The 22,156-nt window shown below is 64.8% G+C and carries 14 protein-coding genes and 4 pseudogenes; 14 read left to right on the forward strand and 4 right to left on the reverse strand.

From position 1 onward, the window contains the following. Window position 1: 1 nt before the first annotated feature. The 5 genes and pseudogenes from ONR75_RS07660 (at window position 2) to ONR75_RS07680 (ending at window position 4,910) form a co-directional block, all read left to right on the forward strand. Complete coding sequence (locus ONR75_RS07660; protein WP_265082074.1) at window positions 2-427, forward strand: ribulose bisphosphate carboxylase small subunit; 426 nt, start codon at window positions 2-4, stop codon at window positions 425-427. An 11-nt stretch (window positions 428-438) separates the two neighbouring features. Continuing rightward, a pseudogene (cbbX, locus tag ONR75_RS07665) lies at window positions 439-1,343 on the forward strand (CbbX protein). Window positions 1,344-1,455: 112 nt separating this feature from the next. Then, on the forward strand, window positions 1,456-1,779 hold the full coding sequence (locus tag ONR75_RS07670; protein ID WP_265082075.1) for a hypothetical protein: 324 nt from the start codon (window positions 1,456-1,458) through the stop codon (window positions 1,777-1,779). A 194-nt stretch (window positions 1,780-1,973) separates the two neighbouring features. After that, window positions 1,974-3,665: a thiamine pyrophosphate-binding protein gene (locus ONR75_RS07675; RefSeq protein WP_265082076.1), complete on the forward strand. Its 1,692-nt coding sequence runs from the start codon at window positions 1,974-1,976 to the stop codon at window positions 3,663-3,665. A gap of 219 nt (window positions 3,666-3,884) precedes the next feature. Next, window positions 3,885-4,910 carry a S1C family serine protease gene (locus ONR75_RS07680; protein WP_265082077.1) on the forward strand — a complete coding sequence of 342 codons (1,026 nt, stop codon included), beginning with the start codon at window positions 3,885-3,887 and terminating at the stop codon, window positions 4,908-4,910. A 136-nt stretch (window positions 4,911-5,046) separates the two neighbouring features. On the opposite strand, the gene ONR75_RS07685 is transcribed toward ONR75_RS07680, so the two are convergent. Together ONR75_RS07685 and ONR75_RS07690 are read right to left on the reverse strand one after the other, a co-directional pair. Next, a complete protein-coding gene (locus tag ONR75_RS07685; protein WP_265082078.1) occupies window positions 5,047-5,685 on the reverse strand; it encodes an alpha/beta hydrolase in 639 nt (212 codons plus the stop codon). Then, window positions 5,682-6,617, reverse strand: coding sequence for a ring-cleaving dioxygenase (locus ONR75_RS07690; RefSeq protein WP_265082079.1), 936 nt, complete (start codon window positions 6,615-6,617; stop codon window positions 5,682-5,684). The genes ONR75_RS07685 and ONR75_RS07690 overlap by 4 nt, the downstream gene beginning before the upstream one ends. A gap of 271 nt (window positions 6,618-6,888) precedes the next feature. Between ONR75_RS07690 and ONR75_RS07695 the strand changes: the two genes are divergently transcribed. Continuing rightward, complete coding sequence (locus ONR75_RS07695) at window positions 6,889-7,797, forward strand: LysR family transcriptional regulator (protein ID WP_265082080.1); 909 nt, start codon at window positions 6,889-6,891, stop codon at window positions 7,795-7,797. 33 nt (window positions 7,798-7,830) lie between these two features. Here ONR75_RS07695 and ONR75_RS07700 read toward each other — a convergent pair whose 3' ends face one another. Next, a complete protein-coding gene (locus ONR75_RS07700) occupies window positions 7,831-9,906 on the reverse strand; it encodes an ATP-dependent helicase (RefSeq protein WP_265082081.1) in 2,076 nt (691 codons plus the stop codon). Between the two features lie 77 nt (window positions 9,907-9,983). Beyond that, the gene (locus ONR75_RS07705; protein ID WP_265082082.1) at window positions 9,984-10,649 is read right to left on the reverse strand and encodes an aldolase; all 666 of its coding nucleotides are present in this window, start codon (window positions 10,647-10,649) and stop codon (window positions 9,984-9,986) included. 110 nt (window positions 10,650-10,759) lie between these two features. On the opposite strand from ONR75_RS07705, the pseudogene ltnD reads away from it, so the two are divergent. The 8 genes and pseudogenes from ltnD (at window position 10,760) to ONR75_RS07745 (ending at window position 21,879) form a co-directional block, all read left to right on the forward strand. Then, a pseudogene (ltnD, locus tag ONR75_RS07710) lies at window positions 10,760-11,676 on the forward strand (L-threonate dehydrogenase). A gap of 20 nt (window positions 11,677-11,696) precedes the next feature. Then, a complete protein-coding gene (otnI, locus tag ONR75_RS07715; RefSeq protein WP_265082083.1) occupies window positions 11,697-12,476 on the forward strand; it encodes a 2-oxo-tetronate isomerase in 780 nt (259 codons plus the stop codon). Beyond that, window positions 12,473-13,749: pseudogene (gene otnK / locus ONR75_RS07720) on the forward strand (3-oxo-tetronate kinase). Before otnI ends, otnK begins: the two are co-directional and overlap by 4 nt. A 481-nt stretch (window positions 13,750-14,230) precedes the next feature. Then, complete coding sequence (locus tag ONR75_RS07725) at window positions 14,231-15,922, forward strand: methyl-accepting chemotaxis protein (protein WP_265082084.1); 1,692 nt, start codon at window positions 14,231-14,233, stop codon at window positions 15,920-15,922. A 44-nt stretch (window positions 15,923-15,966) separates the two neighbouring features. After that, window positions 15,967-16,206: a hypothetical protein gene (locus tag ONR75_RS07730; protein ID WP_413776449.1), complete on the forward strand. Its 240-nt coding sequence runs from the start codon at window positions 15,967-15,969 to the stop codon at window positions 16,204-16,206. 203 nt (window positions 16,207-16,409) lie between these two features. Then, the gene (locus ONR75_RS07735; protein WP_265082085.1) at window positions 16,410-18,101 is read left to right on the forward strand and encodes a methyl-accepting chemotaxis protein; all 1,692 of its coding nucleotides are present in this window, start codon (window positions 16,410-16,412) and stop codon (window positions 18,099-18,101) included. Between the two features lie 206 nt (window positions 18,102-18,307). Continuing rightward, window positions 18,308-19,998, forward strand: a pseudogene (locus tag ONR75_RS07740) (methyl-accepting chemotaxis protein). 189 nt (window positions 19,999-20,187) lie between these two features. Continuing rightward, window positions 20,188-21,879, forward strand: a complete 1,692-nt coding sequence (locus tag ONR75_RS07745) for a methyl-accepting chemotaxis protein (protein WP_265082086.1) — start codon at window positions 20,188-20,190, stop codon at window positions 21,877-21,879. The last annotated feature ends 277 nt before the right edge of the window (window positions 21,880-22,156 follow it).

Here is a 22,156-nt window from a genome sequence, read left to right on the forward strand (position 1 = left end):
CATGCGCGTCACCCAAGGATGCTTCTCGTTCCTGCCCGACCTTACCGACGAGCAGATCACCAGCCAGGTGCAGTACTGTCTGGATAACGGCTGGGCGGTGAACCTTGAATTCACCGACGACCCACATCCCCGCAACACCTATTGGGATATGTGGGGCCTGCCGATGTTCGACCTGCGCGATGCCGCCGGCGTGATGATGGAACTCACCGAATGTCGCAAAGTCTATGGCGACCGCTACATCCGGCTGTCGGCCACGGATAGCAGCCACGGCTGGGAATCGGTGAGGCTGTCCTTCATCGTCAACCGGCCGAAGATCGAGCCCGGCTTCCACCTCGAACGCCAGGAAGTGGGCGGCCGCAACGTCCGCTACACCACCAGATCCTATGCCGTCGATCGTCCCGAGGGCAGCCGCTACGGTGGTTCATGAGCACGCCGGCGATGGCGGAGGCGGCAGACCAGTCCGCTCCCGAGCGGATCGATCTGCGCGCCGAGTTCAGCGCGGTCGGGATCGGCGAAATCCTGGACCAGCTCGATCGCGAGCTGGTCGGGCTGAAGCCGGTCAAGACCCGGATCCGGGAGATTTCTTCGCTGCTGCTGATTGAGCGGATCCGCAAACGCATGAATCTCACGTCGGAGGTACCGACGCTGCACATGTCGTTCACCGGCAACCCGGGCACCGGCAAGACCACGGTGGCGCTGCGCATCGCCAGCATCCTGCACCGCCTCGGCTTCGTCCGGCGCGGCCAGGTGGTCTCGGTGACGCGCGACGAGCTGGTGGGACAATATATCGGCCACACCGCGCCGAAGACCAAGGAGATCCTGAAGAAGGCGATGGGCGGCGTGCTGTTCATCGACGAGGCCTATTATCTGCACCGGCCGGACAACGAGCGCGACTATGGCCAGGAAGCGATCGAGATCCTGCTGCAGGTGATGGAATCGCAGCGCGAAGACCTGGTGGTGATCCTCGCCGGCTATGGCGACCGCATGGACAAGTTCTTTGCCAGCAATCCCGGCTTTCGTTCGCGCATTGCCCATCATATCGACTTTCCGGACTATTCCGACGCCGAACTGCTGACCATTTCCGAGCTGATGCTCAGTGACATGAACTACACCTTCACGCCCGAATCCCGCGCGGCATTCGAGCGCTACATCGAACTGCGCAAGACGCAGCCTCTTTTTCCAATGCGCGCTCGATCCGCAACGCACTGGATCGCATCCGGCTGCGCCAGGCCAGCCGCCTCGTCGCCGATCTCGATCGGACACTGAACGTCGACGACATCATGTCGATCGAAACATCCGACGTGCTGGCCAGCCGGGTGTTTGGAGCCGTTCAAAATCCATGAGGCTTGAGCATTTCTAAAGCGTGCATGCCGATATGTATTGAGAGCCGCCGACGGCGGTCCTACACATTCGCAGGGCCTGACCGGCCCGGTCACTCCGGCAAAGGACATGCGAATGGCGATGCAGCGGGTTGAAGTTGCCGATGTCACCGACGCGGAATCGGCGCGGGCCTATATCGACCAGACCGTGCTGGCGACGTTCTGCCGCGTGCTGGCGCAGTCGCGGCTGCCGTCGGTGGAGGTGATGCGGATGCTGGCGTCGGCGCTCGGCGCCACCTATCGCGAGGTCGTCGGTGCCCATCTGGACGGCCAGTGCCCGTGCGGCTGGCGCCCGCTGCCGGCGAAGGACATCGAGGCGTTGCACGCATCGCTGGCGGATGCGGCGGGGCCCAAGCAACCCGACGATCTGAACACCATGGTCATTGCCGGCCGCGCCTGAGCGCGTCGCTGGCGATGAATCAATCGGCAATGCGCACAGAATAGCGCCTTGATGGCCGGTCGGCCGACGCTGGGAGAGCCCGTTCGACCCGCGACGACATCGTGATGCCTTCCGGGTGGCAATTCCTTTAAACCTAAACTACCTTGGCCCGATCCTTGAATGGCGAAGCCATCGCGATCGGGACCAGTGACCTCATGACTTCTCCTCTTCTTCGTTCTCCGCAGTCGTCCACCGCCTCGACCGTCTGGCGCGAGGTGGCTGCCGCCATCGCCGATATGGGGGCGAAGCGCTGCTTCGGCCTGGTCGGCGGCGCCAATTTCAAGGTCACGCTGGCGCTGACCGAGCGCGGCGTCGCCTATACGGCCGCGCGCCATGAAGGCGGCGCGGTGTCGATGGCCGACGTGGCGGCGCGCCTGACCCGCGACCTCACGGTGGTCAGCGTCACTGCCGGGCCGGGGCTCACCAACGCCATCACCGGGATCGGCGAGGCCGTGAAGAGCGATACGCCCTTGCTGGTGCTGGCCGGCGACGTGGTGCTTGGCGACAAGCACTCCGCCTTTGCCTTCAACCAGGCCGAGCTGGTGCATTCCGTCGGCGCGATCTGGCTGCAGATCGCCGATCCGCTGACCGCCTACGAAGATGCCCGGCGCGCCGCCACGCTAGCGCTGAAGCATCGCACGGCCGTCGTGCTCAGCCTGCCGGTCGATGTGCAGGAGATGGAGGTCGGGGCGCATCTCGGAAAGCGACATCCCGTGGTGACCGCAAAGCCGCCGCTCGACGGCGCCAGGCTCGAGGAACTCGTGGCAGCGATCCGCGACGCCAAACGGCCACTGATTCTGGCCGGTCACGGCGCGGTGGTCGCCGACGCCGAGCCGCTGCTGATTGAGCTGGCCGACCGGATCGGGGCGTTGCTGGCGACCTCGATCCAGGCCCACGGCATGTTCGCCGGCCATCTATGGACGCTGGGCATTGCCGGCGGCTTCTCGTCGCCGGCCGCGGCGGAACTGATCGCGCAGAGCGACATGATCCTGGCCTTCGGCATGTCGCTGAACATGTGGACCACCAAGAAGGGCAAGCTGATCTCGGAATATGCCCAGCTCGTCCAGATCGATGTCGAGAAGGGCCGCATCGGCGTGCATCGCCCCGTCGATCTCGAACTGGAGGGCGACGCCGCAGCGGTCGCCGGTGCGGTGCTCGGCGCGCTGAAGAATGACGCGCCGTTCGCCGGCTGGCGCACGCCGGAGACCGCGGCGATCATGGAAACAAAAAGCAACCGCCGGATGCCTTACGAGGACAGCGGTACTGACGAGTTCATTGATCCGCGCACCCTCAGCAAGGCGCTGGACGATATCCTGCCCAGGGACCGCACCGTCGTGGTGGACGGTGGCCATTTCGTCGGCTGGGTCGCGCGTTATCTCTCGGTACCCGATTATCGCGGCTGGTGCATCCCGATCGCGTTCCAGTCGATCGGCCTCGGCCTGGCCGGCGCCATCGGCGCGGCCGTGACACAGCCCGAGCGGCTGACGGTGCTGGCGGCCGGCGACGGCGGCTTCCTGATGTCCATTGCGGAACTGGAGACCGCGGTGCGTTTGAAAAAGCGCATCTGCATCTTTATCTACAACGACAGCGCCTATAGCGCCGAGGTGCACCACTTCGGCCCGGAAGGCTACGCGCCCGGCATGGCGCAATTCCCCGTGACCGATTTCGCCGCCATCGCCCGCGGCTACGGCGCCGACGGCGTTGTGGTGCGCAGCGTGGCCGACCTCGAACCGGTGAGGCGCTGGGTCGATGCCGGCGCGCAGGGCGTGTTCGTGGTCGACGGCCGCATCAATCCGGCCTTGGTGGCCGACTGGTATCGCGACCTGTTCAGCGGCGCGAATTTGTAGTCCGCGGTTTCCGCCGCGCACACAGCTGTCATCGCCCGGCCGCGCGCAGTTGCGCGCAAGGACCGGGCGACCCAGTAAGCTCCGACGGCAGTGATAGAGCCGCAGCGCCGGTGTGTACTGGATCCCCGCTTTCGTGAGGATGACAGCATTGCGTAAGGTGCGGGCTGCACTTGCGCCGCCAAATCCCGCCACCATCTGACATGGCAAAGGACAACCGCCATGCTGGATTTCACTCATGAACAGTTCGACGAGAATCCCTCGTCGCAAAAGATAGATCCCGTTCCGCCGAACGACATCGCACTGCTCGATGCCTATTCCAATGCGGTGATCGACGTCACCGAACGCGTCGGCCCTGCCGTCGTGCGGGTCGAAACCGGGTCCAAGGAGCCCGGCCGCCGCCAGCGCGGCGGGCTTGGTTCGGGCATCGTGATCTCGCCTGATGGCCTGGTGCTGACCAACAGCCATGTGGTCGGCGCCGCCAAACAGATCAGGCTGCGCGACACCGAGGGTATCGTCACCGAGGCCCGCGTCCTCGGCGTCGACCCCGACACTGACCTCGCACTGCTGCGCGCCGATGGCGCGCGCGACCTGCACTATGCGTCGCTGGGCAATTCCAGGACCTTGCGGCGCGGCCAGCTCGTGGTGGCGATCGGCAATCCGCTCGGCTTCGAATCCACGGTGACCGCCGGCGTGGTGTCGGCGCTCGGCCGTTCGATCCGCTCGGTGAGCGGGCGGAATATCGAGGACGTCATCCAGACCGATGCCGCGCTCAATCCCGGCAATTCCGGCGGCGCGCTGGTGTCCTCGAAGGGCGAGGTGATCGGCGTCAACACCGCGATCATCCAGGGCGCGCAGGGCATCTGCTTTGCCGTGGCCAGCAACACCGCGCAGTTCGTGCTGTCGGAGATCATCCGCCACGGCTATGTCCGCCGCGCCCATATCGGCGTGTCCGGCCAGACCGTGCCGATCCCGCGCCGCCATGCGGTCATCGCCGGCATCGACAACGCGATGGGCGCGTTGCTGCAGCAGATCGAGCCGGGCAGTCCGGCCGAGAAGGCCGGCCTGTTGCCCGGCGACGTGGTGACCAGGCTCGACGGCGTCGATGTCCACGGCGTCGACGACCTGATCCGCATCCTCGACCGCGACCGCATCGGCCGTACTTTGGAGATGGAAGTGCTGCGCATGGGCCGCGCGCGGGTGATTGCAATCGATCCGATCGAACGCAAGAAGGTGGCACGGGCCTGAGTTCAAGACCTCGATGGTCACTGCGCTCTCAATTGTCACCACCCGCGAAAGCGGGTGGTCCAGTAGACGCCGGCGGCTGTGATAGGCCGCCGGCGCTGGTGTTTACTGGGTCCCCGCATGCGCGGGGACGACAGTCTCAGTTTGCACTAACCGTTGTGCTTTGTTCCACGCCCTGCAGCCACGCCTTCGCAACCGTCAGATCCGCCTGCGACAACTGATGTCCTACCGGCAACACCTTTTGCTGCACATCGGCGCCGGCGTTGCTCAGCATGTCCGCCAGCGCCGCGGCATTGCTCGGCGGAATGATCGGGTCCGACGTCCCCGACACGATCAGCACCGGCTTGCCGGACAGCTCAGCCTTCGGCACGTCGCGCAACGGCACCATGGCCCGCAGCAGGATGCCGCCGGCCAGCGTTTCCGGACGCAGCAGCATCATCGCCGCGGCGATGTTGGCGCCGTTGGAATAGCCGAGCGCGATCGGTGCCGCGAGATCGTAGCGCTCGCGCGCCGCGGCCACGAAGTCGGCGAGTTCATTGGCGCGCTTGCGCACATCGTCCTCGTCGAACACGCCTTCCGCGAGCCGGCGGAAGAAGCGCGGCATGCCGTTCTCCAGCACCTTGCCGCGCACCGAGAGCAACGCCGCGCCCGGTGCGATGGCCTGGCCGAGCGGCAGCAGATCGTTCTCGTCGCCGCCGGTGCCGTGCAGCAGCAGGAGCGGTGCAGCCTCGCGCCGGTTGCCCGGCGCGAAGCGATGAATGTGCGAAAGATCGGTCATGCGCTTTCCCTTTCCAGTGACGGCAGCACCTTTTCGATCTCGGCGCGATGCTTCTCCAGAAACGCCGGCAGCTTCAGATGCTCGCCGAGCGATTCGACGGGCTCATCCACGGCAAAGCCGGGGATGTCGGTGGCGATCTCGAACAGGATGCCGCCCGGCTCACGGAAGTAGACCGAGCGGAAGTAGTTGCGGTCCTTCTGCTCGGTCGGATGCATCCCGTGCTTTTGCACGAGCTTCTTCGCCATGGCGGCCTGATCGGCGTCGTCCACAGCGCGGAAGGCGATGTGATGCACCGAACCCGCGCCCTGCCGCCCCGGCAGGAAGCCGCCGGCCTCGTAGATGTCGACGATGCCGCCATGCGCTGCGTCGGCCTTCAGCCGGATGATAGAGCCCTCGCGCCCGGTCTCGGCAAAGCCGAACACGTCGGTGAGGATCGCACTGGTCTTCTCCGCCTTCTCCAGCAACAGCGTCACGCCATGGAAGCCGCGGATCGCATGTTCCGCCGGCACGTCGCCATTGCTCCAGCCGGCCTCGTTTTCGGCGCCGGGGATGCCGACCAGCGCCAGGCTCATGCAGTCGGGATCGGTGAACGGCAGCACGGACTCGCCGAAGCGCTTTTCCAGCGCCTCATGGGCGATGCCCTTCTCGATGAAGCGGTGGGTCCAGTAGCCCAGCGAGCGGGCGGGTACCCGGAACGCGGTCTGCTGGGTCTGGCCGACGCCGCCGCGGCCGGGCGCAGCATTCTCCCACGGGAAGAAGGTGAGGATGGTGCCCGGGTTGCCGGCCTCGTCGCCGTAATAGAAGTGATAGGTGCCGGGATCGTCGAAATTGACGGTCTTCTTGACGAAGCGCAGGCCCAGCGCCCGGGTGTAAAAGTCGAAGTTCCGCAAGGCGTTGCCAGCGATCGCGGTGACGTGGTGGATGCCTGACATGGTCTGTCTCCTGACTGCGGAGGCGGTGCGCCTCCCATTGCAGGGATAATTGGGCCGACGTGGAACAAAGACAATCTGGTGTTTCGTGGTATGACTGTCTATGATTCGAAGACAATTAAGCTGAAGCCCTCACCCTGAGGAGGCGCACTTGCGCCGCCTCGAAGGGCGAGGGCTCCTCACCCTCATGGTTCGAGACGCGCGAAGACGCGCTCCTCACCATGAGGGGAGCGGTGTGTGCGGCGAACAAGGTCCAAAGCGGACAAGGACAGTCATGGACAAGCTCACCAGCCTGCGCGCCTTCGTCAAAGTGGTCGAACTCGGCAGCTTCTCGGAGGCCGGGCGGCAGTTGCGGCTGTCGCGTTCGGCGATCTCCAAATATGTCGGCGAACTCGAGCAGAGCCTCGGCGTGCAGCTGCTGAACCGCACCACGCGCCATGCCGCGCCGACCGAGAACGGCCAGGCCTATTTCGAGCGTGCGTTGGGGGTGCTGGCCGATCTCGACGCTGCCGATCAGGCCGTGGCGCAGGCGCAGGCGACGCCGCGCGGGCTGCTGCGCGTGAATGCGCCGATGTCGTTCGGGACGCTGCAGCTGGGACCGGCAGTGGCCGACTTCATGGCTGATTATCCGGAGCTGCAGATCCATCTGGTGCTGTCCGACGACCAGCTCGACCCAACGCAAGGCGGCTTCGATGTCACCTTGCGCATTGCCGATCTGGAATCCTCCAGCCTGATCGCGCGAAAGATCGTCGGCATCGATCGCGCGATCTGTGCGTCGCCGGACTATCTGGCAGGGCATGGTGAGCCGACGACGCCGGCCGAACTGCGTAAGCATGCGCTCCTGACCTACGGCTTCCTGCTCACCGGCAATCAGTGGAAGCTGACGGGAAAGGACGGCGATCACTGGATCCAGCCGGCGTGGAATCTGTGTGCCAACAATGCCGAGGTGCTGTGCGACGCCGCCGTGAAGGGCCGCGGCGTGGCGCTGCTGCCGACCTTCATTGCCGGCCGCGCATTACGCGACGGACGGCTGCGCAGTTTCCTGTCAGACTACAAGGCGCCACCGCTGACGCTGTATGCGATCTATCCGCCGACGCGGCATCTCGCGGTCAAGGTGCGGCTGTTCATCGATTTCCTGGTGGCAAGGTTTGCGGGCGTGCCGGAATGGGATGCGCCCTCTTAACCTCTCCCCGCAGGCGGGGAGAGGTTAGAAGGTTCATCGCCACATGCCGCGCATGCGGGCGCCGATGTCGACGCGGACGCCCTGGCTGGCGACGCGGGCCGCCGCCGCGGTGGAGGCCAGCGGCCAGCTCACACGTTCGAACAGGTGCAGCAGGCGGTCGGGAATGAAGCGGGTGCGCGCGGCGTAGACGTGGCGATCGCCCTGCGGGTTCTGGCCGTAGGTGAAGAAGCGCTGCGGCACCATGATGGCGAGATCGTCCTTGGCGCGGGTCATCGCAACGTAGAGCAAACGCCGCTCTTCCTCCAGTTCGGCAGAGGTGCCGGTGCCCAGATCGGACGGCATGCAGCCGTCGACCACATTGAGCACATAGACCGATTTCCACTCCTGGCCCTTGGCCGAATGAATGGTGGAGAGGATCAGATAGTCCTCATCGAGCAGGGGCACGCCGGCCTGATCGCTGGTGGCGTCGGGCGGATCGAGCGTCAGCTCGGTGAGGAAGCGCTCGCGCGACGGATAGCCGGAGGCGATCTGCTCGAGCTGCACCAGATCGGCGCGACGCGTCGCGGCGTCCTCATGGATGCGGTCGAGATGCGGTTCGTACCACAGCCGCGCGCGCTCCATCTCCGCAGGCCAGCCGGCGCGGCCGGAGCGCAACTCACTGAGCGTGTCGACGAAGCCGCGCCAGTCGGCGCCGGCGCGCGGCGGGGCTGGCGCATCAATCAGCGCGCCGACCGGATCGGGCGAGGCCGCCATGGCATCGAGCGCGCGTTGCGCCGAGGCGGGGCCGACGCCGGGCAACAGATGCATCAGGCGAAAGCCGGCAACGCGGTCGCGCGGGTTTTCGACGAAGCGCAGCAGCGCGAGCAGATCCTTGATGTGCGCGGCATCGAGAAATTTGAGGCCGCCGAACTTCACGAAGGGAATGTTGCGCTTGGTCAGTTCGAATTCCAGCGCGCCGGAATGCGACGAGGTGCGGAACAGCACCGCCTGCTGCTTCAGCGTGGTGCCGCTTTCGCGGTTGTCGAGAATGCGCTCGACGATGCAGCGCGCCTGGTCAGTCTCGTCGCGCACCGCCACCAGCTGCGGCTTGGCGCCGGAGGCGCGGTCGGTCCACAAGTTCTTGGTGAAGCGCTCCTTGGCCAGCTCGATCACACCGTTGGCGGCGGCCAGGATGGTCTGGGTCGAGCGATAGTTGCGGTCCAGCGTGATGATGTCCGCGGGCGGCGAAAACTGCTTCGGGAAATCCAGGATATTGCGCACGGTGGCGGCGCGGAAGGAATAGATCGACTGGGCGTCGTCGCCGACCACGGTGAGGCCTTGGCCGCCGGGCTTCAGCGCCAGCAGGATCGACGACTGCAGGCGGTTGGTGTCTTGATATTCGTCGACCAGCACGTGATCGAAACGGCCGCCGATGTCGGCCGCGAGCAGCGGCTCGGCCATGGTCTGCGCCCAATACAGCAGCAGGTCGTCATAATCGAGTACGTTCTGCTTCTGCTTGGCCTCGACATAGTTTTCGAACAGGTTTCGCAGTTCGGCGGCCCAGCCGGCGCACCATGGAAAATGCGCGCCGAGCACCTGATCGATGTCGGTCTCCGCGTTGACGCACCGCGAGTAGATCGCGAGACACGTGCCCTTGGTGGGAAAGCGGCTCTCGGTCTTGGACAGGCCAAGCTCGTGGCGCGCGAGATTCATCAGGTCGGCGGAATCCTCGCGGTCGTGAATGGTGAAGCCGGGATCGAGGCCGATCTGCTCGGCATAGTCGCGGAGGATGCGCGCGCCGATGCCGTGGAAGGTGCCGGCCCAATGAAGCGCATCGGTCAGCACGCCGGCCTTGTCGCCCATCACCTGTCGCGAAATGCGCTCGACGCGGCGGGCCATTTCGGCGGCGGCGCGGCGCGAAAACGTCATCAGCAGGATGCGGCGGGGATCGGTTCCATTGACGATGAGGTGCGCGACCCGGTGCGCCAGCGTGTTGGTCTTGCCGGAGCCGGCACCGGCAATCACCAGCAGCGGGCCGGCTGGCGCCGCGCCGTGCGACAACACGCCATGTTCGACGGCGCGGCGCTGTTCCGGATTGAGAGCATCGAGATAGGCGGCTGGCGCGAGCACGGGCGATTCCAGGGGGCGACGAATCACGCTCGCTGATTCCCGGTTTGTTCGCAATGCCGGTATGCCCCGCGATCGCGCTAATCGTGCCGATGATCGTGCGTCGGCAGCGCCAGGCCGAAGGTCTTCGTGAGATCTGCCACCTGCGCCGGTGTGAGAAAACGCGGGTTGAGGCCGCGCAGCAGCAGATAGAGCTTGGCGGTCTCTTCCAGTTCCTCGATGGCGAATACCGTGGCTTCCAGCGAATCGCCTGAGACCACCGGGCCGTGATTGGCCAGCAGCACGGAACTGTATTCCCCGGCCAGCCCCCGGATGGCGTCGGCCACGGCGGGATCGCCCGGCCGATAATACGGCACCAAAGCGGTGGCGCCGCATTTCATCAGATAATAGGGCGTCATCGGCGGCAGCGCGGCGCGCGGATCGATCTCTGGCAGCATCGACAGCGCCACCGAATGGGTCGAATGCAGATGCACCACCGCCTGCGCCGCCTTGCGGGTCGCGTAGAGCGCGGTGTGCAGCGGCACTTCCTTGGTCGGCGCGTCGCCCGACAGCAGACGGCCTTCGGCTCCCAGCCGCGACAATTTTGCCGGATCGAGCGCGCCCAGCGAGGCGTTGGTCGGCGTCACCAGCCAGCCGCCGTCGTCGCAGCGCACGCTGATGTTGCCGGACGAGCCCGGCGTCAGCCCGCGGTCGAACAGCGAGCGGCCGAGTCGGCAGATCTCTTCGCGCAGTCGTGTGTCGGTCATGGCGTGCCCCCGTGGCGCCTTGTCCCACGCTTTGGCAGGATGGCCAAGCCGTGATACCGAAGGGCCAAGCCGCGCGCCAAGGCGGCCATGAAAACCCGGGGAAATGCCGCATGCCTATCGCATCCGAGAAACCACGCGTCGCCGTCATCGGGCTCGGCTCCATGGGCTACGGCATGGCGCTGTCGCTGAAGCGCGCCGGCTTCCACGTCACCGGCTGCGACGTGTCAGCTGCCGCCGTGCAACGATTTGTCGATGATGGCGGGCATGGCGCGGGCACGCCGGCGGGAGCCGCGGAGAATGCCGATATCGTGGTCAGCGTCGTGGTCAATGCGGCGCAGACCGAAACCATCCTGTTCGGCGCTGACGGCGTCGCCGAAACTCTGCCGAAGGGGCGGTGTTCGTCTCCAGCGCCACCATGGATCCCGACGTGGCGCGCCGCCTGGCCAGCACGCTCGAACCCAGCGGCCGGCACTATCTGGATGCGCCGATCTCCGGCGGTGCGCAGCGCGCGGCGGAAGGCGAGCTGACCATCCTGGCCTCCGGCAGCAAGGCGGCCTTTGCCCGCGCGCGGCCGGCGCTCGATGCCATGGCGGCGAAGCTCTACGAACTGGGCGACGAGGCCGGCCAGGGCGCGGCCTTCAAGATGATCAACCAGCTGCTGGCCGGCGTGCATATCGCCGCAGCGTCCGAGGCCATCGCCTTTGCGGCGAAGCAGGGCCTCGACATCCGCAAGGTCTACGAGGTGATCACCGCCTCGGCCGGCAATTCCTGGATGTTCGAGAACCGCATGCCGCATGTGCTGGACGGCGACTACACGCCGCGCAGCGCGGTGGATATTTTCGTCAAGGATCTCGGCATCATCCAGGACATGGCGCGCACGGCGAAATTTCCGGTGCCGGTGTCGGCCGCGGCGCTGCAGATGTTCCTCATGACCTCGGCATCGGGTATGGGCCGCGACGACGATGCTTCGGTGGCGCGGATGTATGCCAAGGTGACCGGGACCAAGCTGCCCGGCGATCCGGCCTGATCGACAATAGAGGACATTCAATGCCCCGCTTCGCTGCCAATCTCACCATGATGTTCAACGAGCACGAATTCCTCGATCGCTTCGATGCGGCGGCCAAGGCCGGCTTCACCGCGGTCGAATTCCTGTTCCCCTACGAGCATCCGCCGGAAGCCATCGCCGAGCGGCTGCAGCGCAACGATCTCAAGCAGGTGCTGTTCAACCTGCCGCCGGGCGACTGGAATGCCGGCGAGAAGGGCTTTGCGGCGCGGCCGGACAAGTTCGACGCGTTGCGGCACAGCGTGCAGACCGCGCTGCCCTATATCAAGGCCACTGGCGTTCGCCGCGTGCATCTGATGGCCGGCATCGCCGATCGCCGCGACCCCAAGGCGGTGGCGGCATTCCGCAAATCGGTGGAATGGGCCGCGAATTTTGTCGGCGATCACGGCGTCGACGTGGTGATCGAGCCGATCAACCCGCGCGACGTGCCCGGCTATTTCCTCAACGATTTCGGCTTTGCCTGCGACCTGATCCGCGACCTCGGAATTCCCAATGTCGGTTTGCAGTTCGACATCTATCACTGCCAGATCCTGCACGGCGACGTCACCATGCGGCTCCGCGAGATGCTGCCGCTGATCGGCCATATCCAGATCGCCAGCGTGCCGTCGCGCAACGAGCCCGGCGAGGAACTCAACTATCCGTTCCTGTTCGATGAACTTGACCGGCTGGGCTACGACAATTTCGTCGGCTGCGAGTATCGCCCGGCCGGCGACACGGTCGCCGGGCTCGGCTGGTTTCAACCCTACGCCGGAGCGAGGACATGACGCTGGCGCTGGGATGTATCGCCGACGACTATACCGGCGCCTCCGACCTCGCCAACACCCTGACCCGCTGCGGCTTGCGCACGGTGCAGACCATCGGCATCCCCGCTGACGATCTGGCGCTGCCCGAGGTCGATGCGGTCGTGGTGTCGCTGAAGAGCCGCTCCGTCGCCGCCGACACAGCGGTGGCGTGGTCGCGCGCGGCGGAGAAGTGGCTTCGCAGCCGCGGCGCCGAACACGTGCTGTTCAAGATCTGCTCGACCTTCGATTCCACCGACAAGGGCAATATCGGTCCGGTGATGGACGCGCTGCGCGCCGACAGTGGCGACGCCATGGTGCTGGTGACACCGGCCTTTCCGGAGACCGGCCGCTCCGTCTATCAAGGCAACCTCTTCGTCGGCAGCGTGCCGCTCAACGAAAGCCCGCTGAAGGATCATCCGCTCAATCCGATGCATGACTCCAACCTTGTGCGCGTGCTGGCGCGGCAGAGCGCGACGCGGATCGGCCTGCTTGATCTCGCCACCGTCACGCGCGGGCCGGAGGCGGTGCAGGCACATCTGCACGAACTCGCTGCCAAGGGTTTTGGCGCGGCCATCGCCGACGCGGTGTTCGGCCTCGACCTCGAGACGATCGGCACGGTGGCGTTGAGCCATCGTGTCTCGGTCGGCGCGTCCGGACTTGGGCTTGGACTGGCGCGTGCGCTGCTGGCGTCGGGCCGGGTGGCGGCTGCAACATGCGGGACCGATGAGGGCGAGCCGGTCGGCGGCGCCGCGGCATGTCTCGCCGGCAGTTGTTCGCAGGCGACGTTACAGCAGATCGCGGCGGCGGAGCGGGTGATGCCTGTGCTGCGCCTCGATCCGGAAAAATCATCGCTGGCCCAACGGAAACGCAAGAGGCGCTGGCGTGGGCGCGCGCGCGGATCGGGCAGGGGCCGGTGCTGATCGCATCGAGCTCGACGCCGGATCAAGTGACCGCCGTGCAGGCGCGGCATGGCCGCGATGCGGCCGGCCATGCGATCGAACAGGCGATGGCCGATCTGGCTGAAGGGCTCATGCAGTCCGGCGTGCGTCGATTGATTGTCGCGGGTGGCGAGACGTCGGGTGCGGTCGTCGACCGGCTCAAGATCCCTGGCTTCCTTGTCGGTGCCGAGATCGCGCCCGGCGTTCCGGTGTTGCGCACTATATGTCCAACTGGCGACAGCAAACTTCTGGCGTTGAAGTCAGGCAACTTCGGCGGGCCCAGATTTTTCACAGATGCCGTCGCCTTGATGAACTGACGGTGGCCTGTTTGCAGAGAGATACTAAATTACTCACATAAGTTTGTTTTAGAATGCCATCCCCGGCTTCCTTGCCGGCGCCGAGATTGCGCCCGGCGTTCTGGAGCTGTGCGCCATATGTCCGATTGGTGGCAGAAAGCTGCTGGCGTTGAGTCGGGCAACTTCGAGGGGCCTGGATTTTTCACGGATGCCGTCGCGTTGATCAACTGGCGGTGGTCTGTTTTGAAAGGTGATAATAAATCGCTCGCTTGAGGTGGTTTCAAACTACCGTCGCTGCCCGAAATAGTCGCTAGGATACCACCAGAGTGCTCATATATTTTTTACACTACTCTTCTTTTTAAGCTTCGTCTGACAGATTTACCGTTGCGAACGTCGGCGTGATTTCAGCCTGCTGTTCTACAGACGCCGACATGTGCGTCAGAATTATAACAAAGTATCGCTCATTTTCACGCCAACGGTTTGCGCCGAGGAATCCTCATTCATGTTTGCTCGCCTTTCAATCCGCGCCAAGATTAGTTTGGTCGTTTCTTTCCTGCTGATCGGCATGGCGGGAATGGGCTTTCTGGCGATCCGGAACATGCGGGCAATCAATGCCCGCGCGGTCGAAATTCAGGCTAGCTGGCTGCCGAGCGTGCGTTTGCTGGGACAAATGCGTAGCAGCGTCGCTTCGTACCGCAACGTTGTTCGCGGGCATCTGTTGTCGCCGAAGGTCGAGGCCAAGGTGGACGCCGAGAAGCGGCTGGCGAAGTTTCTTGAGAATCTTGCCAAATTCCGTGCTCAATACGAAAAGTTGATCTCGTCTCCGGAGGAGCGTGCCCTCTATAGCCAATGGGCTCGGCAGTGGGACGTCTACAAGACGGCGTCGCTGGAAGTTTTGGCGCTGTCCAATCAGAGCGTCGGCAAGTTCCCGCAAGATGCCCAGGATCTCAACGAGACCAAGGTTATTCCGCTGGGGCAGCTGTCCGACACTACCCTCGAGAAGGACATCGACCTCAATAACAAGGGAGCCGACGAGACCGGTGCGGCGGCGTCTGCGGAATATGATTCTGCGTTCCTCATGCTGACCGCGTTGCTGGGGATCTCGGGGGTGCTGGGCATTGGCGTTGCCGTCTATCTCGTGCGCGACGTGTCGTTGGGCATCGCCTCGATCGTCAAGCCGATGCAGGCGCTCGGCAGCGGCGATCTCACCGCGATGGTGCCGTACCAGGGCATGAAGACGGAGATCGGATCGATGGCCGATGCGTTGCAGATCTTCAAGCAGGCTCTGATCGACAAGAAGGCCGCAGACGAAGCGGCCGCCGTCGAGGCAGAAGAGAAGATTCAGCGCGGCGAGCGCGTCGACAGGATCACCCGCGACTTCGAAGCCCTGATCGGCGAGATCGTCGAAACCGTGTCGTCGGCATCGACGGAGCTCGAGGCGTCAGCAGGCACGCTCACGGCCACTGCGGAACGCGCGCAGGATCTGGCAACCGCCGTTGCCGCGGCTTCGGAGGAAGCCTCGACCAACGTGCAATCGGTGGCGTCGGCCACCGAAGAGATGGCGTCCTCGGTCAACGAGATCAGCCGCCAGGTGCAGGACTCGGCGAGCATCGCCAGCCAGGCCGTGGATCAGGCGCGCGTGACCAACGACCGCGTTGCCGAACTGGCGCAGGCTGCCTCGCGGATCGGCGATGTGGTCGAGCTCATCAATACCATTGCCGGCCAGACCAACCTGCTGGCGCTGAATGCGACCATCGAGGCAGCGCGTGCCGGTGAAGCCGGCCGCGGCTTCGCGGTGGTGGCGTCGGAAGTGAAGGCCCTGGCGGAACAGACGGCGAAGGCGACCGGCGAGATCTCGGCTCAGATCTCCAGCATCCAGTCCGCGACGCACGAGTCGGTGGGGGCGATCAAGGAAATCGGGGATACCATCGGGCGGATGTCGGAGATCGCGTCCACCATCGCCTCGGCGGTGGAGGAGCAGGGCGCGGCAACGCAGGAGATTTCCCGCAACGTGAAGCAGGCCGCGCAAGGCGCCATGCAGGTGTCCTCGAACATCACCGACGTGCAGCGCGGGGCCAGCGAGACCGGCTCGGCGTCGTCACAGGTGCTGTCGGCGGCGCAATCGCTGTCGTCGGACAGCAATCGCCTGAAGCTGGAGGTCGGCAAGTTCCTGAGTGCGGTTCGCGCGGCCTGAGACCCGGCGATTCGCTGCAAGGCCGGCGCGCAGGGGCGGGCCGGGTGGCGGCTGCAACATGCGGGACCGACGAAGGCGAGCCGGTCGGCGGCGCCGCGGCGTGCCTTGCCGGCAGTTGTTTGCAGGCGAAGTTGCTGCAGATTGCGAAAGTGGAGCATGCGCTCGCCTGGGCACGCGCGCGGATCGGGCAGGGTCCGGTGCTGATCGCCAAGCTGCTGCCGCTGAAGTCTGGGAATTTCGCCGGTCCGGGATTCGTTGAGGATGCGCTCAGGCTCATGAAGTAAACAAGGCGCCGTTGGTCCGATGACGTACGCATCAGTTGAATTAATCCGATGCATCGGTGCTCAGGGCCGCTATCGCACGCATGGAAGTCATGTGCGCAGGTACTGGGTCCCTGCACGCCGCCTTAACCTTATGCGCCGAGGATAGCCCGGCAATCTGAACTGCCGCCATGTCGCCTGGCATCAGACAAAACGGAAACCTGGTCATGTTTACTAGCTACTCCATCCGCACCAAAATTACGGTCGTTGTTTCGTTCCTATTGATTGTCCTGGCGACGGTGGGATTGTTCGCGGTCACCAAGATGCAGGCGATCAACGCCAACGCGGTTGATATCCAAACCAACTGGCTGCCGAGCGTGCGTGCGCTCAGTGCGTTGAAGACCGGGGTATACTCCTACCGCAGCGCGATCAGGGCACACCTGTTGGCAAAGACCGCGGATGGCAAGGCGGCGGTGGAGAAGCGGGTTGCCTCAATCCTCGCGGACAACGACAAGACTCGGCGGATCTACGAGAAATACATCAGCTCGGCGGACGAACGCGCATTGTACGATTCATGGAGCCGGCAGTGGGATCTGTATGAACCCGCCGCCCAGAAAGTCATGGCGTTGTCGCGGCGCGACGCTGGCCGCAGCGCCGACGAGGCGATCCAGCTGAATGAAGGCGAAGTTCATCCGTTCGGGCAGAAGGCCGACGCCTTTCTGGAAAAGGATATGGCGCTGAACAACGCCGGGGCCGACGCGGCCGGCAAGGCGGCCACCGAAACCTACAACAACGCCTTCATGCTGCTGGCGGTCGTCCTCGGCCTCGCCATCGCGATCGGCGCCGGCATCGCGATCTATCTGGTGCGCGACGTCTCCAGAGGCATCGCCTCGATCATCGCGCCGATGCAGGCGCTCGGCCAGGGCGACCTGACCGCAGTCGTGCCGCATCAGGGCGAGACCACCGAGATCGGCAAGATGGCTGAGACGCTTCAGGTGTTCAAGCTGGCGCTGATCGACAAGCGGGCCGCCGACGAAGCGGCCGCTGTCGAGGCAGAAGAGAAGATTCAGCGCGGCGAGCGCGTCGACAAGATCACCCGCGACTTCGAAGCCCTGATCGGCGAGATTGTCGATACCGTGTCGTCGGCATCGACGGAGCTTGAGGCTTCAGCAGGTACGCTCACGGCGACCGCGGAACGTGCGCAGGACCTGGCAACTGCCGTTGCCGCGGCTTCGGAGGAAGCCTCGACCAACGTGCAATCGGTCGCGTCGGCGACCGAAGAGATGGCGTCCTCGGTCAACGAGATCAGCCGCCAGGTGCAGGACTCGGCGAGCATCGCCAGCCAGGCCGTCGATCAGGCGCGCGTGACCAATGACCGCGTTGCCGAACTGGCACAGGCTGCCTCGCGGATCGGCGATGTGGTCGAGCTCATCAATACCATCGCCGGCCAGACCAACCTGCTGGCGCTGAATGCGACCATCGAGGCAGCGCGTGCTGGTGAAGCCGGCCGCGGCTTCGCGGTGGTGGCCTCCGAAGTCAAGGCGCTGGCCGAACAGACCGCGAAAGCCACCGGCGAGATCTCGGCGCAGATCTCCAGCATCCAGTCCGCGACGCAGGAGTCGGTGGGGGCGATCAGGGAAATCGGGGATACCATCGGGCGGATGTCGGAGATCGCGTCCACCATCGCCTCGGCGGTGGAGGAGCAGGGCGCGGCAACGCAGGAGATTTCCCGCAATGTGCAGCAGGCCGCGCAAGGCACCATGCAGGTGTCCTCGAACATCACCGACGTGCAGCGCGGGGCCAGCGAGACCGGTTCGGCGTCGTCACAGGTGCTGTCGGCGGCGCAATCGCTGTCGTCGGACAGCAATCGCCTGAAGCTGGAGGTCGGCAAGTTCCTGAGCTCGGTACGCGCGGCCTGAGACCCGGCGATTCGCTGCAAGGCCGGCGCGCAGCGGCGGGCCGGACGGCCGACGAGAGTCCCCGCCCATGGCGGGGACAGAAGCAGGGAGCCATCGAAATTGGTTACCGCGCTTGCTACTTCTCCTTAATGAAATACCGCCAGAGTGTCCAAATCTGATGCTGGTGTCGTGCCCAACGACCCCAGCGCAATGAGGACACGGTAACCATGCTCGCCAGGCTTTCGATCCGCGCCAAGATCACCTCGGTCATCGCATTCCTGCTGATGATCATGTTGGTGTCGGGCATGCTGGCGGTCAGCAGCATGAGGTCAATCAACTCCAGCGCTGCCGAAATCGAGAATGTCTGGCTGCCGAAGGTGCGGACTCTTGGCGAATTGCGAGTCGGCATCGGCATTTATCGCAACATGATCCGGGAGCACATGCTCAATGAAGCGGCCGGCGAAAAGGACCGGATGGCCGGCATGATGGCCGAGCGGGACCAGTTGAACGTGAAAACCCGCGACAAATACGAGTCGATCATCAACACGCCGGAAGAGCGCGCGCTGTTCAACGACTGGAAGCGTCAGTGGGACGTCTACAAGAAGGGCACCGAGGAGGTGATTGCGCTATCCCGCGCCAGCGCCGGAAAGGTTGCCGCCGAGGCGCAGACCTTGCATTCCAAGACGGTCAATCCGATCAGCCAGAAGGCCGAGGAGCTTCTGGTCGCGGCGGTGAACCTCAATAACAAGGGTGCGGCGGAAGCCGGAAATACGCTGCCGGAACATTCGATTTCGCTTTCATGGCGCAGGCGATCGCGCTGACGATTGCTGCAGTGCTCGGCATCGGCATCGGCATCTACCTGGTCCGCGACGTATCTTCCGGCATTGCCTCGATCGTCACGCCGATGCAGGCGCTCGGCAATGGCGACCTCAGCGCGGTGGTTCCGCATCGCGGCGAGACCACCGAGATCGGCTCGATGGCCGACGCGCTGCAGGTGTTCAAGCAGGCGCTGATCGACAAGAAGGCCGCGGATGACGCAGCCATGGTCGATGCCGAGGAAAAGATCCGCCGCGGCGAGCGCGTCAATACCATTACCCGCGATTTCGAGGCCATGATCGGTCAGATCGTCGAAACCGTCTCGCATGCCTCGACCGAACTGGAGGCGTCGGCGGGAACGCTGACGGCCACGGCCGAGCGGTCGCAGCAACTGACCACCATGGTGGCCGCGGCATCGGAAGAAGCCTCCACCAATGTGCAGTCGGTCGCTTCCGCCACCGAAGAGATGGCGTCCTCGGTCAACGAGATCAGCCGCCAGGTGCAGGACTCCGCGCGTATCGCCGGCGAGGCGGTGGCGCAGGCGGAAAAGACCAACGACCGCGTCGGTGAGCTGGCCAAGGCCGCGGCCCGCATCGGCGACGTCGTCGAACTGATCAACACTATCGCCGGCCAGACCAACCTGCTGGCCCTGAATGCGACCATCGAGGCGGCACGCGCCGGCGATGCCGGCCGCGGCTTCGCGGTGGTGGCATCCGAGGTCAAGGCGCTGGCCGAGCAGACCGCCAAGGCGACCGGTGAGATCAGCGCCCAGATCAACGGCATCCAGGCCGCGACGCAGGAGTCGGTGAACGCCATCCAGGAAATCGGTACCACCATCGGCCGGATGTCCGAGATCGCCTCGACCATCGCCTCGGCCGTGGAAGAGCAGGGCGCAGCAACGCAGGAAATTTCCCGCAACGTGCAGCAGGCCGCGCAAGGCACCCAGCAGGTATCCGCCAACATCACCGACGTGCAGCATGGCGCCAGCGAGACCGGTTCGGCCTCGTCGCAGGTGCTGTCGGCGGCGCAGTCGCTATCCACCGAGAGCAGCCGACTCAAGCTTGAGGTCGGCAGGTTCCTGAGCTCGGTACGCGCGGCCTGAGACCCGCGATTCGCTGCAAGGTCGGCGCGCCGGTCGTCGGGCAGGCCGTCGGCTGGCGGTTGGTCGAAAGCAGGGAGCGATCGAACTTCTTTACCGCGCTTACTACTTATCCTTAACAAAATACCCGCAGAGTGTCCCAATCCAATGCTGGTGTCGTGCCCATCGACCCACGGCCAAAAGGACACGACCATGCTTGCCCGCATCTCCATTCGCGCCAAGATCACCATCGTCATTTCATTCCTGCTGGTGGCGATGACCGGCATGGGCCTGCTGGCAGTTGGCAAGATGCAGACGATCAATGCCAATGCGGCGGAGCTGAAGGACAACTGGCTGCCCAGCGTTCGCGTGCTCGGCGCGCTGCGCGCCACGACGATCGACTATCGCAACCTGATGCGGGCGCACATCCTGGCGCAGAATGCCGAACAGCTGGAAGCGGTCGACAAGGGCATCGACAAGATTGCCAAGCGGATCCTCGATCAGCGTTCCGAATTTGAAAAGCTGATTTCGAGTGCGGAAGAGCGCGCCGTCTACAGCGAGTGGTCCACGGAGTGGGAAAACTACCTCTCCCGCAGCCAGAGCCTGCTGGCGTTGGACCGCAAGAACCTCGGCAAGGGGTTACTCGAAGCGCATGAGTTGAATCTCAAGACTGTCAATCCGCTCGGTGCCAAGGCGGACTTCGTCCTGCTGAAGATCATCGAGATGAACAACAACGGCGCCGAAGCATCGGGCAAGCGGGCGACCGAGAGCTACAATTCGGCGTTCACGTTGTTGGCCATCATTCTCGGCGTCTCGGCGGCGGTCGGCATTGGTGTCGGCGTCTATCTGGTCAAGGACGTCTCCGCGGGTATTGCCTCGATCGCCTCGCCGATGCAGGCGCTCGGCGAAGGCGATCTGTCTGCAACGGTGCCGCACCGGGGCGAAAAGACCGAGATCGGCGGGATGGCGGATGCGCTGGAGCTGTTCAAGCAGGCACTGATCGCCAAGCGGGCCAGCGATGCAGCGTCGGCCATCGAGGCCGACGCCAAGATCGAACGCGGCGCGCGGGTCGACAGCATCACCCGCGATTTCGAGGCCATGATCGGCCAGATCGTCGAAACCGTCTCGCATGCCTCGACCGAACTGGAGGCGTCGGCGGGCACGCTGACGGCCACGGCCGAACGGTCGCAACAGCTGACCACCATGGTGGCGGCGGCGTCGGAAGAGGCCTCCACCAACGTGCAGTCGGTTGCCTCCGCCACCGAAGAGATGGCGTCCTCCGTCAACGAGATCAGCCGTCAGGTCCAGGACTCCGCGCGCATCGCCAGCGAGGCAGTGGCGCAGGCGGAGAAGACCAACGACCGCGTCGGCGAGCTGGCCAAGGCAGCGGCCCGCATCGGCGATGTCGTCGAACTAATCAACACAATCGCCGGCCAGACCAACCTGCTGGCGCTGAACGCGACCATCGAGGCGGCTCGCGCCGGCGATGCGGGCCGCGGCTTCGCCGTCGTCGCCTCGGAAGTGAAGGCCCTGGCGGAGCAGACCGCCAAGGCGACCGGTGAGATCAGCGCCCAGATCAACGGCATCCAGGCCGCGACGCAGGAGTCCGTGGACGCGATCAAGGAGATCGGCACCACCATCGGGCGGATGTCCGAGATCGCCTCGACCATCGCCTCGGCGGTGGAAGAGCAGGGCGCAGCGACGCAGGAAATTGCCCGCAATGTACAGCAGGCGGCGCAGGGCACCCAGCAGGTCTCCGCCAACATTACCGATGTGCAGCATGGCGCCAGCGAGACCGGTTCGGCCTCGTCGCAGGTGCATTCAGCCGCGCAGTCGCTGTCGTCAGAAAGCAGCCGCCTCAGGCTCGAGGTCGGCAAGTTCCTCGCGTCGGTTCGCGCCGCCTGAAGACATTGCGATGAACTCGCGTCGCTTGCCCCGACAGGCGACGACCTGTCTGACGCGTGACGGTCGGCCCAGCGCGCGCCTGCGTCCACTCCTCTGACACGGCAGCACTCCATCGAAGCTACTGATGTTTCGCCGCCAGATATGCATCTAAATACCGCGAGAGCCGACAAATGACGCATCAGCTTGCCGGCGCCTTCACGGCGCGGTGCGAACTGTTGTGCCGACGGTAGTTTCTGGTGGGAAACTCGTAATTCTACGGGTCTGCGATTTAGCAATT

Origin of the sequence: Rhodopseudomonas sp. P2A-2r (genome assembly GCF_026015985.1) — a bacterium.
Lineage (GTDB): Bacteria > Pseudomonadota > Alphaproteobacteria > Rhizobiales > Xanthobacteraceae > Tardiphaga.